Origin of the sequence: Rhodococcus sp. P14, assembly GCF_000256505.1 — a bacterium.
Taxonomy (GTDB): Bacteria; Actinomycetota; Actinomycetes; order Mycobacteriales; family Mycobacteriaceae; genus Rhodococcus; species Rhodococcus ruber.
The window spans coordinates 1-16880 of sequence record NZ_AJFC01000158.1 but is presented as its reverse complement, the minus strand read 5'-3'; the positions used below and the strand labels follow the sequence as shown (position 1 = coordinate 16880).

The following is a 16880-nucleotide window of genomic DNA, read 5'->3' as shown; positions in this document are numbered from 1 at the left end:
ACACGACGCGGTTCCTCGACGAGGTGATCGAGGACGGCGAGTGCGACTTCGCGACGGTCATCGGTGTTCCCGCGGTGGTGACGATCGACTGGCTCGGTCTGCCTCCCGAGGACTGGGAACGGTACGCGCACGCGCATCACGCCGCGCTGTCCGACCGACCCGGAACGCCGGAGTTCGAGCACGCGATCGCCGTCGAGTTCCCTTGGATGGAGGAACAATTGCGTGCCGCGATCGCCGAGCGGCGCACGTCTCCGCGGGAGGACGTGCTCAGTCGTCTCGTGGGCTCGGAGGTGGACGGCCGGCCGGTCACGGACGACGAGGTCTTCGCCATCGCCGAACTGCTCGTCTCCGGCGGCGTGGGCACCACCGCCTCCCTCGTCAGCCAGACGCTCATGTACCTCGACCGTCACCACGACCTGCGCCGCACCCTGGCCGCGCATCCGGAGAAGCTGCCGCGCGCGATCGAGGAATTCCTGCGGGTCTTCTCGCCCACACAGGCGCTGGCCCGCACCGTCACCCGGGACGTGGAGTTCCGCGGGCACGACTTCCGCACGGGCGACCGCGTGCTCCTCGGCTGGGCGTCGGCGAATCGCGACCCGAAGGCGTTCGAGGACCCGGACACCGTGGACATCGAGCGGTGGCCGAACCGGCACACGGCGTTCGGGATGGGTGTGCACCGATGCGCGGGCGCACACATCGCCCGTGCCCTGTCGCTCGAGCTGCTCGGTCAGATCCTGAGCCGCATGCCGGATTACGAGATCCTGCACGACGAGGTCGTGCCGTTCCCGCATCAGGCGGTCAATCCGGGGTGGAAGCGCATCCCCGCGCGCTTCACGCCGGGCCGGCGCCGCGGAGCCCGTGCTGCGGGCGATGTGCGAAATCCCCACTGAACGACGGCCGTACGGCGCGTGTCCGTCGGCCGGAACGGTCGCTCCGCCCGGCACAATTCCCGGGTTCTGCCGTTGACTCACCGGGGTGTGGTGTGAGCATAATCATATGCACAGATTTTCTCCGCTGCTGTCTTCGCGCAGTTCCCGGCGCAGTGCGCCACCGGCGATCGACGCCGGTACGTCACGGCCACCCCGTCCGGGACGCGAACCGAACACCGAAAGGCTTACACCGTGGGATTCGACGGCATGGTTGCATTCGTCACCGGTGCGGCGAGAGGGCAGGGACGCAACCACGCGGTGCGCCTCGCCCGGGAGGGCGCCGACATCATCGCACTCGACCTGTGCGCGCCGGTGCAGGGTGCCCCGTACGACATGGCCACCCGGGCGGACCTCGACGAGACGGTCCGGCTGGTGCAGGCCGAGGGGAGGCAGATCGTCGCCGCCGAAGCGGACGTGCGGGATTCGGCAGCGGTCGCAAAGGCCGTGGCGGCGGGCGTCGAACGGTTCGGCCGCCTCGACGTCGTCGTCGCCAACGCGGGGATCGCCGGCAGCTATCCGGTCGAGGATCTCACCGACGACATCTGGCGCGACATGATCGACATCAACCTCACCGGCGTGTGGAACACGGTGAAGGCCTCCGTCCCGCACCTGCGGGCGGGCGGCCGCGGCGGCAGCATCGTGCTGATCAGTTCCATCGCGGGACTCAAGGGGCTGCCGAACAACGCCCACTATGCCGCTGCCAAGCACGGCGTGCTGGGCGTGATGCGCAGCCTCGCCAACGAACTCGGGTCCGAGGGCATCCGCGTCAACGCGGTCCTGCCGACCAACGTGGAGACCCGGATGCTGCTCAACGACGCGATCTACAAGCTGTTCCTGCCGGACGAGGCACAGCCCACCCGCGAGCAGGTCGAACCCCTGCTGCACGGCATGCACGCCCTCGACGTCCCGTTCGTGCAGCCCGACGACGTCAGCAACGCCGTCCTGTTCCTCGCCGGATCCCAGTCCCGCTACGTCACCGGCATCACGATGCCGATCGACGCCGGCGCGTTGGTGAAGTAGTGCCGGGCCCCGACATGCCCTCAGCGACGGGAGGATTCGACATGCGCGATACCCGGGACCGCCACCCGCGACGGACGGCGGACGTCCTCGAGATCCGCGAACTGGCCACACGGTACGCCCTGGCCGTCGACGACCACGACATGGCGACGCTGGCCGCCCTGTACACGCCCGAGGCAGCATTCTGCGGTCTGACCGAGACGCTGCGCGGACGGGACGCGATCGTCGCCTACGTGCGGACCGCGCTCGACGGCTACGACGGCGTCAGCGTGCACACCCCGCACCCCGGCACGGTGGATTTCACCGGCGAGGACACGGCACGCGGCATCGTGCCCTGCCACGTCGAGTTCGCCCGGGCGGGCGTGCAGAGCATCCTCGCCCTCCGGTACCACGACCGCTACGTCCGGCAGGACGGCCGCTGGTACTTCGGTGAACGCCGGCTCGAGGTCCGGTACGCGACACCGACCACCGACTACGGGACGGTTCTCACCGCTGCGACAGCACCCGAGCCCTCGCGTCCCACCACGCAGGACGGACGGCGTCGACCGAGTCCGTCCGCCGTCGTCGACTGAACCACCCGAGAGAGGGATTGCGATGCAACACAACGAAGAAACGGCCGAGTACGACGTCGTCGTGCTCGGCAGCGGCGCCGCCGGACTGTGCGCCGCGCTGTCGGCTGCCCGGAGCGGCGCCCGGGTGGGCGTGTTCGAGAAGGGCGAACTGCTCGGCGGCACCACGTGCTTGTCGAGCGCCGTGGCGTGGCTGCCGAACAACCGGTACGCGCGGGAGGCGGGAATCGCCGACTCGCGTGAGGGGGCCCTCGCCTACCTCGAGTCGTTGTCGCACGGGATGATCCTGCCCGAACTCGCCGAGGCGTTCGTCGACACGGTTCCCGAACTACTGGAGTGGCTCGACACCACCCCGCTGAAGATGCGCCTCGTCGCCGGGTACCCCGACTACCACCCCGAGCGGCCGGGTGGCATGCCGCACGGCGGACGCTCGCTCGAACCGGAGTTGTTCAGCTTCATCGACCTCGGGCGGTGGGAGGACAAGCTCGTCGGGGTCCCGCGGCGTATGACGGTCACGGAGACCCCCATCGGCGGTGGCACCGGCCACCTTCCGTCCGACGTGCAGGAGCAGCGCGAGCGCGATCACGTGGAGGGCCTCGGCCGTGGCATGGTCGCGGCACTGCTCCAGGGTTGTCTCGACGAGGGCGTGGCGGTGCACACCGGCGAGCGCGGCGTGCGGCTGATCCAGGACGAGTCCGGCCGCGTCACGGGTGTTCGGTTCGAGGGGCGGGGCGGCCCGCACGACGTGCGCGCCGAGCACGGCGTCGTCCTTGCCACCGGCGGCTTCGAATGGGACGAGCGCTTGCGGCGCGACTTCCTGCGGGGGCCGCTGGCGCACCCGGCCACGGTCCCCACGAGCACGGGGGACGGTCTGCGCATGGCGATGCGTGTCGGCGCGCAGCTCGGCAACATGCGCGAGGCATGGTGGGCGCCGGTCGCGGTGCTGCCCGGGCAGCGGGCGAACGGCGCACAGGCGGTCCAGCTCGTACACCGGGAACGGACTGCGCCGCATTCGATCATGGTGAACCGGCACGGACGCCGGTTCACCAACGAGGCAACCAATTACAACGCCCTCGGCGGTGCGTTCCATCATCTCGACGCACACGACTTCGACTACCCGAACCAGCCCTGCTGGCTGATCTTCGACGCCGACCATGTCGAGAAGTACGGAGCGTTCGGGGCTGCGCCGGGTACGGAAGCACCGGAGTGGGTGGTGCGTGCGGACACCCTCGCCGATCTCGCGCGGCAGATCGAGGTCCCCGCGGCCGCGCTCGAGTCGACGGTGGCCCACTGGAACGAGGACGTGCGACGGGGTCACGACAGCGAATACCACCGCGGCGAGAGCGTGTACGACGGCTTCGTCGGTGACAAGAACAAGTACCCGGGCGTGGAATCCACCCTGGGGCCTGTCGCGCGGGCGCCCTTCCACGCGGTGCAGATCCACAGCAGCACGCTCGGCACGAAGGGCGGCCCGCGCACCGACGCCGACGGCGCGGTCCTCGACGTCGACGATCGCGTCATCCCCGGGCTGTTCGCCGCGGGCAACGTCATGGCGGCCCCCACCGGGATGGTCTACGGCGGAGCCGGCGGAACGCTCGGTCCGGCACTGGTGTTCGGCTACCGGGCGGGCCGGGCCGCGGCGCGGGTGGTCGGATCCCCGTCCGAACCCGACGGTGTCCTGAGGGAGCCGACGACGGTGTGACATTCGGCGGGCGGACCCCGCCGAACACCCGCGCAGTTCCCGGTCAGACGCGACAGCAATTGCTGTTGCGTCTGACTGTTGTGCGCGCGGGTCCGGAACGTGTTCCGGCGCGGGACGTAGGTGTCCGACCACCGGGGATCTTCGGACCTTGTGGGCGCGCTAGCTAATAATGATGATAAGCATTAAGGTGCTCTTCGTCACAGTTCGAGCAGAAGAGGAGATCGGAAATGGGTCGAGTAACCGGGAAGGTCGCGCTGGTCACGGGCGCCGCACGGGGACAGGGACGTTCGAATGCCGTCCGCCTCGCGGAGGAGGGCGCCGACGTCGTGATCCTCGACTCCTGCAAGGACATCGACACGGTCGCGTATCCGCTTGCCACCACCGACGACCTCGCCGAGACCCACCGGCTCGTCGAGGCTGCGGGCCGTCGCTGCCTGTCCCGGGTCGTCGACGTGCGCGACCAGGCGGCCCTCGACCTGCTCGTCTCCGACGCCGTCGACGAGTTCGGGCACATCGACATCGTCAGCGCCAACGCCGGCATCGTGAGCTTCACCCCCACCTGGCACCTCAGTGACGAGGAGTGGCAGAACGTCATCGACGTCAACCTCACCGGGGTCTTCCGCACCGTGCGGGCCGTCGTCCCCCGCATGATCGAACAGGGCACCGGCGGCGCGATCGTGCTCACCAGCTCCGTCGCGGCGATCCGGGCGAGCCGCAATCTGGGGCACTACGCCGCCAGCAAGGGCGGGGTGGTCAGCCTCATGCGCACCCTCTCCAACGAACTGGGCGAACACGGTATCCGGGTCAACACCCTCAATCCGGGCACCGTCCGCACGGAGATGATCGAGAACGACGCCATGTACCGGATCTACCGTCCCGACCTCGAATCGCCCACGCAGGCGGACATCGTCGACCACTGCCGTCGGCGCAACGAGCTCGACGTCCCCTGGGTCGAGCCCGTCGACATCAGCAACGCGCTGGTCTGGCTGGCCTCGGACGAGGCCCGCTACGTGACCGGTGTGGTGCTGCCCATCGACGCCGGACTGCTCGCCAAGACCTAGAACCCCGGCTCGCCGCCGAATCCCGACTCGGAAGGAACGCACGATGGAAAGCCCCGCCCGCTGCCCGGTCGTCCACTTCGACCACAACTCGCCCGAACACTCGGCCGACCCGGCCGAGTCGTACCGGAAGATCCGGGAAACCGTCAAGATCGGCTGGACTCCCGCCCACGGCGGCTACTGGGTGCTCTCCGACTACAGCTCGGTCTTCGACGCCGCACGCGACGACGAGACGTTCTCCTCGGCGCGCAGCGAGTACGGCGGCGAGGGACTGTCCGTGGTGATCCCGAAAACCCCGCACCACGATCACATTCCGATCGAGCTCGATCCGCCGGAGTTCCGCAAGTACCGCAGGATCGTCAACCCGGTCAGCGCGCCGGCCGCCGTCGAGAAGATGAAGCCCACGATCGACCGGCACGTCGCGGGCTTCATCGACAGCGTGATCGAGAGCGGCGAGTGCGACCTGACGTCGGTCATCGGGGTGCCCTCCATCGTCACGGTCGAGTGGCTCGGCCTCGACGTCTCGGAGTGGCGCCGCTATTCCAACGCCCACTTCCAGGTGCTCGCCGGGATCCCCGGTACCCCCGAGCACACCCGCGCGGTCGAGGTCGACTTCCCGTACCTCGCCGGCCGCATCGAGCAGACCATCGCCGAACGGCGCGCGGCCCCGAAGGACGACATCATCAGCTACCTCGTCCAGCAGGAGGTCGACGGCAGCCCGATGAACGATCACGACGTGTTCGCGATCGTCGACCTGCTCATCTCCGGTGGCGTCGGCACCACGGCCTCCCTGGTGAGCAACTCGCTGGTCTGGCTCAGCCGCCACAAGGACGTGCGGCAGCGCCTGGCCGACCATCCCGATCTCCTCGATCATGCCATCGAGGAGTTCCTGCGGTACTTCTCGCCGACTCAGGCCCTTGCCCGCACCGTGACACACGACGTCGAGTTCCACGGCTGCCCCATGCGCAAGGGCGACCGGGTGCTGCTGTCCTGGGCTTCCGCCAATCGGGACACGGAGCTGTTCGACAAGCCCGACGAGATCGACATCGAGCGCTGGCCCAACCGGCACACCGCCTTCGGTATCGGTGTGCACCGCTGTGCCGGTTCGCATCTCGGCCGGTACATGTCGCACGCGCTGATCAGCCAGGTGCTCGAACGGATGCCGGACTACGAGGTCGACTACGACGCGCTGCAGCCCTACCCACGGCAGGGCGTGAACACCGGCTACCAGCGCATCCCGGCCACCTTCACGCCGGGCCGACGGGTTCTGACGGACTACACGCTGCAGTAACGGCTTTCGTCGACGCGGCAGTGCCGACTCTTGCCGACGCGGCAGTGCCGACTTTTGCCGACGCGGCAGTGCCGGCCGTCCGCGCATGCGGATCCCATACGCGGACGGCCGGCGATCCGGCGGGATGTCAGCCGAGCTTCCCGGTCGGTTCGAACTTCACGCGGAGCTCCGGGATGCTGCGCGTGTACAGGCCCTCCTCGTGCGGGACGAAGCCGTCCTGGTACTCGATCGAGTCCATCGTGTCGAGCACGAGGTTCAGCGCGATGGTCATCTCCGTCTTCGCGAGCATCGAACCCACGCAGAAGTGCCGGCCGAGAATGAACTGCACGTGGTTGGCCGCGCCGCTGAAGGCCCGATCGACGTTGAGATCGGTGCGGAAGATGTCGAACTCGTCCGGATTCGAGAAGTGGCGCTCGTCGCGGTTGGCGGCCGCGAGCATCATGATGCACGTCGCCCCCGCGGGAATGGTCGAGTCCTCGATCTGCACCTCGTCCTCGGTCTGGCGCATGATCATGTGGACGGGTCCGGAATAGCGCAGTGTCTCGGCGATGACGCGGTCGGCGAGACTGCGGTCCTCGCGGACGGCCCGCATCTGGTCGGGGTGGTCGATGAGATTGCGGATCATGCTGGCGATGGCCTTGTCCGTCGTCTCACCACCGGCGACGAGGAGCAGGCTGACGAAGGCCTTGATCTCCTCGTCGGACATCTGCTCACCGTCGACTTCCGCGCGGCACAGGCGGGAGAGCAGGTCGTCGCCGTCGCCGGAGCGTCGTTCGCGGATGATCGGCAGCATGTACTCGCGCAGCTCGACGTGGGTGCGTTCGGCGGCGGCGTTGATCTCGGGGTCTCCGGCCAGGTTGTTGAGGTAGGCCATGATCGAGAAGTACCAGGTGCGGAACCGCTCGTGATCGCTCTTGGGCAGGCCGAGCATGTCGACCATCACGTTGATGGGGAACCGGCTGGTGAACTGGGAGACGAGTTCGGCCTCGCCCTGTCCGGCCACCTCGCCGAGCAGCTCGCCGGCGTTGCGGGCGACGATGCCGCCGATCAGGTCGGCCGCGTTGTGCGTGATGGCCGGCATGAACTTCTCGAGTCCGTTGCCGCGGAAGAACGGGTTGAGCAGCGCGCGGTGCGTGGAGTGCTCGCGACCTTCCATCTGCAGAATGGTGCGCCCGTGGATGGGCTCGAGCTGCCATTCGTAGTTGCGGCTGGAGAACTTCGGGCTGCGGAAGGCCTCGGCGCAGTCGGCGTACCGGCTGATGAGGTAGCTCTCCGTGGCTTCGTGGCGCAGGGCGGGGTAGTGGTCGCGCAGTACGCGGTGGAACGGGTAGGGATCGGTGAGGAACTCGGGGGAGAGGATGTCGGGGGCGGTGGGGCGGGGTTCGACTGCGGTCACTCTGGAATCTCCTGATCGTCGAATCGAGGGGTCGAGCAGGATCGGTGCCGGCAGGCACCGGTCGGGGTCGTGCCGCTCCGCCGAGGGTCTGGGGCCGGAGGTGGAAGTGATCCGGATCACTAAGTGCTGATAACTATAAATACGATTTGAATGATGTCAATGGATTTCGGTGAAACGGGTTCTCGACGAGAACGGGCGTCCACCCTGAAGGGTGGACGCCCGTTTCCGGAAACGACGGTGATCAAGCCGATTTCGGCGGCTCCAGCGTGCGGAGGGCGGCGAGCAGTCGCTCCGGAATCTGCGCCTTCTTCCCGTCCGCACCGCGCACGGCGAACGTGATCTTGCCGTGGGCGACGAGTTCGTCGCCGCGCTCGAAGTCGAATCCGAGCGCGTACGACGTGGTGCCGAGGTGGTCGAGGACCACCGTGCAGGTCAGTTCGTCGAACACCTCGCAGCTGGTGAGGTACTGGCACTCGGACTTCAAGCCCACGGTGTAGGCGCCGAGGGTGTCGAGCATCGTGTGGCTGTCGAGGCCGAACGAGTGCAGCCAGACGCTGTACGTCCGTTCCATCCACGGGTAGTTGATCGCGAAGTACGAGATGCCGACGGCGTCGCAGTCGCCGTAGGCGAGCTGGAAGCGCTGCTGGGTGACGGCGGTGGTGGCGGTGGTCATGTCTTGTCCTTCCGGGCGGATCAGGGGTGGCCGCCGTCGACGGTGACGATGGAACCGGTGGTGAAACTCGACGCATCGCTCGCGAGGTACAGCGCCGCGCCGACGATCTCGTCGGGCTGTCCGCCGCGCTTGGCGGCGAAGCTCTGCGCCCGCCGTGAGAAGGCCTCCATGTCCCAGGAGTTGCTCACGTCGGTGAGGAAGGTGCCGGCCATGATCGCGTTGCTGCGCACCGTGGGTCCGAACGCGTGCGCCATGCCGATGGTAACGGCGTTGAGTCCGGCCTTGGCGGCGGCGTAGGGCAGGATGTCGGGCCGCGGGTGGACGGACCCGGCGCTGGAAATGTTGATAATGGATCCGCCGTCGCCCTGCGCCATGCGCGTTCCCACGAGTGCGGCGAGCCGGAACGGGCCCTTGAGATTCACTCCGACCACCTTGTCGAACAGTGTTTCGCTGACGGTGTCGAGGCTGTCGTACAGCGGGGACATACCTGCATTGTTGATCAGGACGTCGATCTTCCCGAAGTGGTCGTAGGCCGCGTCGACGAGTTCCTCGATCGACTCCCACCTGCCGACGTGGAACGAGTGCGCGAGGGTCTTGCGGCCCGTCTCCTCGGTGATCTCGTCGGCGGTGGCCTGGCACGAGGCCAGGTCACGGCTGGCGATGACGACGTTGCAGCCGGCCCGGGCCAGCCCGAACGCCATGGCGCGGCCGAGGCCCCGGCTGCCGCCGGTGACGATCGCGGTGCGGTCGGTGAGATCGAACGCGCGCGTGGGGTCGAATCCCGGGCGGGTCCGGCCGGTCGTTGAATCGGTCATCGAATTCCTCCGCTGGTCCTGGTTGACGGTACCCAATTCCTTGCTATTGTGATCATAGATTAGCGGATAGTGATCCAGTTCACGACAATGGCCGAGACCGCACCGAGTCACAGCACCGTGGCGCCCCGGTGAGCGGACGCATCGCCAGAACGGAGTACAAGGTGAGTGACGACCAGCAGGACCTGTTCGCCCTGCCGCAGCGATACCTCGACCTCCAGCGGGAAGCCCGCGACCTCGCGGCCGAGTGTGCCGACGTCGCCGCGCGTGCCGACGAGGCGGACAGTTTCGACCCGGACGTCCGCAAGCGGCTGACCGCGTCCCGTCTCACCGAGGTCGTCGTGCCGGCCGCCTACGGTGGCCGCTTCGAGAAGGTCGACTCCCTCGCGGTGACCATTGTGCGCGAGGCCCTCGCCGCCGAGTCCGCTCACCTCGACTCCATGTTCGGTATGCAGGGCATCGGCAGCTACTGCATCAGCGTCGGCGGGTCCGAGGAACTCAAGGCGGAGTGGCTGCCCAAGGTGGCCCGGCTCGAGGCGGTGGCCGCGCTCGGCCTGACCGAGCCGCACGTCGGATCCGATCTCAAGGCCCTCAGCACCACGGTCGTCGAGCGCGACGGCAAGCTCGTCGTCGACGGCCACAAGTCCTTCATCACCAACGGCGGCGACGCGGACTTCTACAGCATCCTCGCCCGCGAGGGCGACGGATACTCCCTCGTACTGGTCCCGGCCGACGCGCCGGGCCTGCGCATCGAGCACCCGCACCAGATCATCGCGCCGCACGTGCTCAGCGACGTCATCCTCGAGAACGTCGAGGTTCCGGTGGGCAACCGCATCGGGGAGCCGGGCAAGGGCTTCGGGCTCGTCCTCGCCACCCTCGCGACGTTCCGCGTGTCCGTGGCCGGCGCCGCGGTCGGCGTGGCCCAGGCCGCGCTGGACGAGGCCGTCGCCCATGCCAAGTCCCGGGAGGGCTTCGGGGTCAGCCTCGCGCGCCTGGGGTCGGTGCCCGAGCACCTCGCCTCCTGCTGGACCGACATCGAGATGGCGCGCTCGCTGACCTACCGCGCGGCCGCCGCCTCGGCCCGCGATGCCCGCGCCAACCTGCACCTGTCGTCGATGGCGAAGGTCGGAGCGACCGAGGCGGCGGCCCGCGTCGTCGACCGGTCGGTGCAGATCATGGGCCGTTTCGGGCTCGTGCGCGGCGGCAAGCTCGAACGTCTCTACCGGGAGGCGCGTCCCATGCGGATCTACGAGGGCTCCACCGAGGTGATCTTCGATTCGCTGGCCAAGCAACTCGTGAAGGAAGCCCCGTAGGGGCAGAATGCGGACCAGAGGCAGGAACCCATGACAACGGACGCGAACACCACCAAGCTGGAGCGAGTCGTCATCCGCTTTGCGGGCGACTCGGGCGACGGCATGCAGCTGACCGGTGACCGCTTCACCTCCGAGGCGGCCGCGTTCGGCAACGACCTCGCGACGCAGCCCAACTTCCCCGCCGAGATCCGGGCGCCCCAGGGCACCCTGCCGGGCGTGTCGTCGTTCCAGATCCAGATCGCGGACCACGACATCCTCACCGCGGGTGATCGACCGGACGTCCTCGTCGCGATGAACCCGGCGGCACTGAAGGCGAACATCGACGACCTGCCGCGCGGCGGCACCGTCATCGTCAACACCGACGAGTTCACCAAGCGCAACCTTTCCAAGGTCGGCTACGCCGCCAACCCGCTCGACGACGGCAGTCTCGACGAGTTCGTGATCCATCAGGTTCCGATGTCGAGCCTGTCGGTGGGGGCGGTGGAACCCGCCGGCCTGAGCCGCAAGGACGGCGAGCGCGCGAAGAACATGTTCGCGCTCGGGTTGCTGTCGTGGATGTACAACCGGCCGGTGGAGCGGATCGAGGAGTTCCTGCGCACCAAGTTCGCCAAGAAACCGCAGGTCGCCCAGGGCAACCTGCTCGCGTTCCAGGCCGGGTGGAACTACGGCGAGACCACCGAGACGTTCGCGACGACGTTCGAGGTGGCCAAGGCGGACCTGCCGGCCGGCACGTACCGGCAGATCACCGGCAACACCGCACTGGCCTACGGTCTGGTGACCGCCGGTGAGCTGTCCGGGCTCGAGGTGTTCCTCGGGACGTACCCGATCACCCCCGCCTCCGACATCCTGCACGAGCTGACCAAGCACCGCGGTCTCGGCGTGACCACCTTCCAGGCGGAGGACGAGATCGCCGCGATCGGCGCCGCGGTCGGCGCCTCTCTAGGTGGCGCACTCGGTGTCACCAGCACCTCCGGCCCGGGTCTGGCCCTCAAGAGCGAGGCCATCGGCCTGGCCGTCATGACCGAAATCCCGCTCGTCGTGATCGACGTGCAGCGCGGCGGACCGTCGACGGGCCTGCCGACCAAGACCGAGCAGTCCGATCTGCTGCAGGCACTGTACGGACGCAACGGCGAGTCGCCCGTCGCCGTGCTCGCGCCGCGCTCACCGGCCGACTGCTTCGCCACGGCCGTCGAGGCGGCCCACATCGCCCTGACGTACCGGACGCCGGTCCTGCTGCTGTCCGACGGCGCCATCGCCAACGGCTCGGAGCCCTGGCAGATCCCGCAGGTCGACGAGCTCGCCCCGATCGATCCGAACTACGAGACCGGCCCGGACGCCGCCGGCACACCCCTGCGTCCCTACGCGCGGGACCGCGAGACCCTCGCCCGTGCCGTGGCGATACCCGGGACTCCCGGCCTCGAGCACCGGCTCGGTGGCCTCGAGAAGGCGAACGGCAGCGGCAACATCTCCTACGATCCCGCCAACCACGATCTGATGGTGCGCCTGCGGCAGGCGAAGATCGACGGGATCGCCGTCCCGGACGCCGAGGTCGACGATCCGTCGGGGCAGGCCGAACTGCTGATCGTGGGCTGGGGCAGTTCCTACGGCCCGATCGGCGAGGCGTGCCGCCGCGCCCGGCGCCGCGGCACCGCGGTCGCCCACCTGCACCTGCGGCACCTGAACCCGTTGCCACGCAACCTCGGTGAGGTGCTCGGCCGGTATCGCACGGTCATCGCGCCGGAGATGAATCTGGGGCAGCTGACGAGTGTGCTGCGGGCGCGCTACCTGGTCGACGTCCAGCCGGTGACGAAGGTCGAGGGTCTGGCCTTTCTCGCCGACGAGATCGTCGACGCGATCGATGCCGCGCTCGCCGGCACCCTACGCGAGTTCGAAGACGCCAAGACCACCGCGGCGCTGGCTGCGGCCGAGTACCGGCCGGCGCCGGACCGCGAGGAGGAATCGGCATGACCGAGTTGATCAGCCGGGTGGGCACCGATCTCGGACTCAGCGCGACCGCGCTCGTCCCGACGACCGACACCCCGCAGAAGGCCAAGGACTTCACGAGCGACCAGGAGGTGCGCTGGTGCCCGGGTTGCGGTGACTACGTCATCCTGGCCGCGATCCGCAACTTCCTGCCCGAACTCGGGCTGCGCCGCGAGAACTTGATGTTCGTCTCGGGCATCGGCTGCTCGAGCCGGTTCCCGTACTACCTCGACACCTACGGGCTGCACTCCATCCACGGCCGCGCGCCGGCGATCGCGACCGGCCTGGCCGTCACGCGGCCCGACCTGTCGGTGTGGGTGGTCACCGGTGACGGCGATGCCCTCTCGATCGGGGGGAACCATCTGATCCACGCGCTGCGCCGCAACGTGAACCTCACGATCCTGTTGTTCAACAACCGGATCTACGGGCTGACGAAGGGGCAGTACTCGCCCACGTCCGAGGTCGGGAAGGTCACCAAGTCCACCCCGATGGGTTCGGTGGACCACCCCTTCAACACGCTCTCCCTCGCACTCGGTGCCGAGGCCACCTTCGCGGCCCGGGCGCTCGACTCCGACCGCAAGGGGCTCACCGACGTGCTGCGCCGCGCGGCCGAGCACCGGGGCACCGCGTTCGTCGAGATCTACCAGGACTGCCCGATCTTCAACGACGGGTCGTTCGACGTGCTGCGCAAGGAGGACGCGGAGCAGAGGGTGATCCCGCTGCGCCACGGTGAGCCGATCGTCTTCGGTGCGGAGGGGCAGAAGTGCGTCGTCCGTGACGGATTCGGTCTGCGTGTGGTGGACACGGCGTCGGCCGATCCGGGATCGATCGTCGTGCACGATGCGCACGCCGACGACCCGGAGTACGCGTTCGCGTTGTCGCGACTGTCCGATCAGAACCTCGACCACACGGTGTTCGGCGTGTTCCGCAGCGTCGCCCGCCCGACCTACGACGACCTCGTGCGCGAGCAGAACGAGAGCGCCCGCACCGGCGAGTCCCGTCGACGAGACTCCTTGCAGTCCTTGCTGACCGGGCACGACACCTGGACCGTGTCCGAATCACGCTGAGCGTCGTCTCCCGGCGCGGAAACCGGGGTCTTCGTACCCCTAGACAATGCGCATGATTAGTATAAAGTGACTGTCATTACATCTCCCTCCCCTCCCTTCGGCAGGAGTAGTCGTAATGTCGCTCAGGAACGAAATCGAAAACGCCCTCGCCCGCTACGCTCTCGCCTACGACGACGGCGACATGGACGGTGTCGAGCGGGTCTTCGGTGAAACCGCCGTGTTCACCATGAAGATCGGCGACGGCGACCTCATCGGGCCGCTCAACGGACGCGAGGAGATCATGGGCCTGTTCCGCGGAGCCCACGAGTCCCAGACCGACCAGCGGCGTCACGTCACCACCAATCTGCTGATCGACGAGATCGACGAGAAGAACGTCCGCACCGTGTCGTACCTGCTCATCACCTCCGCGGAGAACGGTGCCCTCCGGGCCCTGTCCACCGGCAAGTACGAGGACGAATGGACCAGGAGCGGAGGCGACTGGGTGCTCACCAAGCGGCACATCGCCCTCGACCTCCCGTACTGAGCCTCCGGAGCCACCATGACGATGAACCAGGGCCTCATCCCCGCCAAGTGGGCCGCCCTCACCCCGAACCGCATGGCGTTGTACGACGTCCCCAACGACCGGCGCATCACCTTCGCCGCCCTCGACGAGCGCGTCCGGCGCCTGGCGAACGGACTGCGCGGTCTCGGCCTCGAGAAGGGCGACCGGGTCGCCGTCCTGACCAAGAACAGCATCGAGTTCCAGGAGCTGTTCTTCGCCGTCGGTCGCGCGGGACTGATCCTGCAGCCGCTGAACTGGCGGCTCGCGACCCCGTCCCTGCTCGGGCTCGTCGCCGACGCCACCCCGAAGGTGCTCATCACCGCGTCCGAATTCCGTCCCGTGGGCGAGGAACTGAGCCGATCCGCCTCGGTCGGCCACTGGCTCGAGTTCGGTCCGGGGGGTAACGGGACGTACGAGGAGCTGCTCGCGAGTTCCAGCCCGGCCGAACCGATCTGGACGCCGAGCGTCGGGGGAGACGACCCGTTCTTCATCCTCTACACCGGCGGCACCACGGGAGAATCCAAGGGTGCGCTGCACTCGCACACCAGCGCCGCCGCCGGCATGCTCAACCAGACCGTCGCCGAGCGGGTCGTGCCGACCGACGTCTACATGCTCACCGGCCAGATGTACCACATCCCGGTGGTCCTCTCGATGAACTACATGAAGCACGGATGTCCGGTCGTGCTGGTCAATTTCGAGGCCAAGCAGGCGCTCGAGATCATCGAGTCGGAGCGGGTCTCGGCGTTCCTCGGCATCACCACGATGCTGAACTGGATGATGGCCGTGGAGAACTTCGACTCCTACGACCTGTCGAGCCTGCGCAACATCCAGTACGGCGGCGGCCCGATGCCGTCCGCGATCGTCCGCAGCGCGCTCGAGGCGTTCCCCTGCACCCTCATCCAGGGGTACGGCCAGACCGAGGGCACGACCATGTCGTTCCTGTCCCAGGAGGACCACCTCGACGCGGTCAACGGCATCAACGAGCACCGGCTCAAGTCCTGTGGCCGGGAAGGCTTCGGCACCACCATCCGGGTCGTCGACTTCGACGGCAACGAGGTCCCCAAGGACGGCAAGACCCCCGGCGAGATCGTGGTCCGCTCCGAAGCCAACATGCTCGGCTACTGGAACAAGCCGGAACTGACCGCACAGACCCTGCGGGACGGCTGGATGTGGACCGGCGACGTCGCGGTCTGGGACGAAGACCACTACGTCTACATCGTCGACCGGGCCAAGGACATGATCATCTCCGGCGGCGAGAACATCTACAGCATCCAGGTCGAGGAGGCCATCGGCGCCCACCCCGCCGTCCTCGAATGCGCCGTCATCGGCATCCCCGACGACGAGTGGGGCGAGGTCGTCAAGGCCGTCGTGGTCCTCAAGCCCGGGCAGACCGCCACCGAACAGGAGATCATCGACACCGCCAAGCGGAATCTGGCCTCCTACCAGAAGCCCCGTTCGGTGGACTTCGTCGACGCCCTGCCGAAGGCGCCGACCGGAAAGATCATGAAGCGGGACCTGCGGGCCCCGTACCTCGAGACGACGGCGGCCCGATGACCGTGGACACCGGACGCCGGGTGCCGACCGAAGCCGAGCTCGCCGACCTCGTCGGCACCCGCTTCCCGGGCGGGCAGGCCACGCTCGAGCCGTGGTGGGTGCACCTCGTCCTCGACAGCATGCTCGCCGACCCCGCCGACGGCGGCGCGCACCCGGTGCTGGTGTTCCTCGTCGCCACCGGCGCGATGGGCTGGAGCTGGGACGAGTTGTTCGCCGTGTTCGGGGCCACCGAGGCCGACGGACCGATGGCCGGCGAGACCGAGACGGTCGTGCACCGGCCGCTGCGCGTCGGCGGCACCTACCGCGTCTCGGGCGAGATCGTCTCCGCGACACGCAAGGTGGGCCGGCGCACCGGCGTCTTCGACATCGTCGGCTACCGCCTCGACCTGCACGGTGAGGACGGCGCGCTGTGCGCCTCCACCACCAACTCGATCGTGTTCCCCCGCCGAGGAGAAATCTCATGAAACCGGCTGTCGGGCAGCAGATTCCCGAACGCACCGTCGATGCGGTGGATCCGGCCCGGATGAAGACCCTCTCGGCGCTCATGCGCGACCCGAACCCGATCCATTTCGATCGGAACGCCGCGGCTGCGCTGGGCCTCGGGGAGCGCACGGTCAATCAGGGGCCGAGCAACATCGCCTACGTCGTGTCCATGCTCGGGTCCTGGGCCGGCGGCGTGGACCGGGTCACCGGATACCGGTTCCGATTCCTCGGCAACGTGTTCGAGGGGGACCGGCTGCGGGCCGCAGGGGTGGTGACCGACGTCGAGGACACCGCCGACGGCCTCCTGGTGCGCTGCGATCTCACGCTCGACGTCCTGGGCGGCGCGCGCGTTCTCGAAGGCACCGGGACCGTCCTGGTCCCCGCCGATCACTAGACATCGTTTTCCACGAGAGGAGCGTCAACCATGGCAGGACGAGTAGAAGGCAAGGTCGCGTTCATCACCGGGGCCGCCCGCGGCCAGGGCCGCAGCCA

Annotated in this window: 16 protein-coding genes; 13 read left to right on the top strand and 3 right to left on the bottom strand. The window is 68.3% G+C overall.

Features of this window, described 5'->3' with window-relative positions; translation table 11 throughout:
- From OEY_RS28360 to OEY_RS0111470, 6 genes are all read left to right on the top strand, one after another.
- Positions 1–890: cytochrome P450 (locus OEY_RS28360; RefSeq protein ID WP_010594024.1), on the top strand; the 890-nt coding region annotated here is incomplete at its 5' end.
- Positions 891–1121: 231 nt separating this feature from the next.
- Positions 1122–1949, top strand: a complete 828-nt coding sequence (locus OEY_RS0111490; protein WP_010594023.1) for a mycofactocin-coupled SDR family oxidoreductase — start codon at positions 1122–1124, stop codon at positions 1947–1949.
- A 41-nt stretch (positions 1950–1990) separates the two neighbouring features.
- Positions 1991–2518 carry a nuclear transport factor 2 family protein gene (locus tag OEY_RS0111485; RefSeq protein WP_010594022.1) on the top strand — a complete coding sequence of 176 codons (528 nt, stop codon included), beginning with the start codon at positions 1991–1993 and terminating at the stop codon, positions 2516–2518.
- Positions 2519–2540: 22 nt separating this feature from the next.
- Positions 2541–4217, top strand: coding sequence for an FAD-dependent oxidoreductase (locus OEY_RS0111480; protein ID WP_010594021.1), 1677 nt, complete (start codon positions 2541–2543; stop codon positions 4215–4217).
- A 227-nt stretch (positions 4218–4444) separates the two neighbouring features.
- Complete coding sequence (locus OEY_RS0111475) at positions 4445–5278, top strand: mycofactocin-coupled SDR family oxidoreductase (protein ID WP_010594020.1); 834 nt, start codon at positions 4445–4447, stop codon at positions 5276–5278.
- Between the two features lie 43 nt (positions 5279–5321).
- Positions 5322–6566: a cytochrome P450 gene (locus OEY_RS0111470; protein ID WP_010594019.1), complete on the top strand. Its 1245-nt coding sequence runs from the start codon at positions 5322–5324 to the stop codon at positions 6564–6566.
- A 127-nt stretch (positions 6567–6693) separates the two neighbouring features.
- On the opposite strand, the gene OEY_RS0111465 is transcribed toward OEY_RS0111470, so the two are convergent.
- The 3 genes from OEY_RS0111465 to OEY_RS0111455 all read right to left on the bottom strand — a co-directional run bounded on the left by OEY_RS0111465 (position 6694) and on the right by OEY_RS0111455 (position 9450).
- Positions 6694–7962 carry a cytochrome P450 gene (locus OEY_RS0111465; protein WP_010594018.1) on the bottom strand — a complete coding sequence of 423 codons (1269 nt, stop codon included), beginning with the start codon at positions 7960–7962 and terminating at the stop codon, positions 6694–6696.
- Positions 7963–8203: 241 nt separating this feature from the next.
- On the bottom strand, positions 8204–8635 hold the full coding sequence (locus OEY_RS0111460) for an acyl-CoA thioesterase (protein WP_010594017.1): 432 nt from the start codon (positions 8633–8635) through the stop codon (positions 8204–8206).
- 20 nt (positions 8636–8655) lie between these two features.
- A complete protein-coding gene (locus OEY_RS0111455) occupies positions 8656–9450 on the bottom strand; it encodes an SDR family NAD(P)-dependent oxidoreductase (protein ID WP_010594016.1) in 795 nt (264 codons plus the stop codon).
- 161 nt (positions 9451–9611) lie between these two features.
- Between OEY_RS0111455 and OEY_RS0111450 the strand changes: the two genes are divergently transcribed.
- The 7 genes from OEY_RS0111450 (at position 9612) to OEY_RS0111420 (ending at position 16782) form a co-directional block, all read left to right on the top strand.
- Positions 9612–10760 carry an acyl-CoA dehydrogenase family protein gene (locus tag OEY_RS0111450; RefSeq protein WP_010594015.1) on the top strand — a complete coding sequence of 383 codons (1149 nt, stop codon included), beginning with the start codon at positions 9612–9614 and terminating at the stop codon, positions 10758–10760.
- A gap of 30 nt (positions 10761–10790) precedes the next feature.
- Positions 10791–12728: a 2-oxoacid:acceptor oxidoreductase subunit alpha gene (locus OEY_RS0111445; protein ID WP_010594014.1), complete on the top strand. Its 1938-nt coding sequence runs from the start codon at positions 10791–10793 to the stop codon at positions 12726–12728.
- Entirely contained in the window at positions 12725–13810 is a 1086-nt protein-coding gene (locus OEY_RS0111440; RefSeq protein WP_010594013.1) for a 2-oxoacid:ferredoxin oxidoreductase subunit beta, read from the top strand. Before OEY_RS0111445 ends, OEY_RS0111440 begins: the two co-directional genes overlap by 4 nt.
- Positions 13811–13925: 115 nt before the next feature.
- Entirely contained in the window at positions 13926–14333 is a 408-nt protein-coding gene (locus OEY_RS0111435) for a nuclear transport factor 2 family protein (RefSeq protein ID WP_010594012.1), read from the top strand.
- A 15-nt stretch (positions 14334–14348) separates the two neighbouring features.
- Positions 14349–15905 (top strand): AMP-binding protein, encoded by a 1557-nt coding sequence (locus tag OEY_RS0111430; protein ID WP_010594011.1) that lies wholly within the window; start codon positions 14349–14351, stop codon positions 15903–15905.
- Positions 15902–16369 carry a hypothetical protein gene (locus OEY_RS0111425; protein ID WP_010594010.1) on the top strand — a complete coding sequence of 156 codons (468 nt, stop codon included), beginning with the start codon at positions 15902–15904 and terminating at the stop codon, positions 16367–16369. Before OEY_RS0111430 ends, OEY_RS0111425 begins: the two co-directional genes overlap by 4 nt.
- The gene (locus tag OEY_RS0111420; RefSeq protein WP_010594009.1) at positions 16366–16782 is read left to right on the top strand and encodes a MaoC family dehydratase; all 417 of its coding nucleotides are present in this window, start codon (positions 16366–16368) and stop codon (positions 16780–16782) included. The genes OEY_RS0111425 and OEY_RS0111420 overlap by 4 nt, the downstream gene beginning before the upstream one ends.
- Positions 16783–16880: the final 98 nt, after the last annotated feature.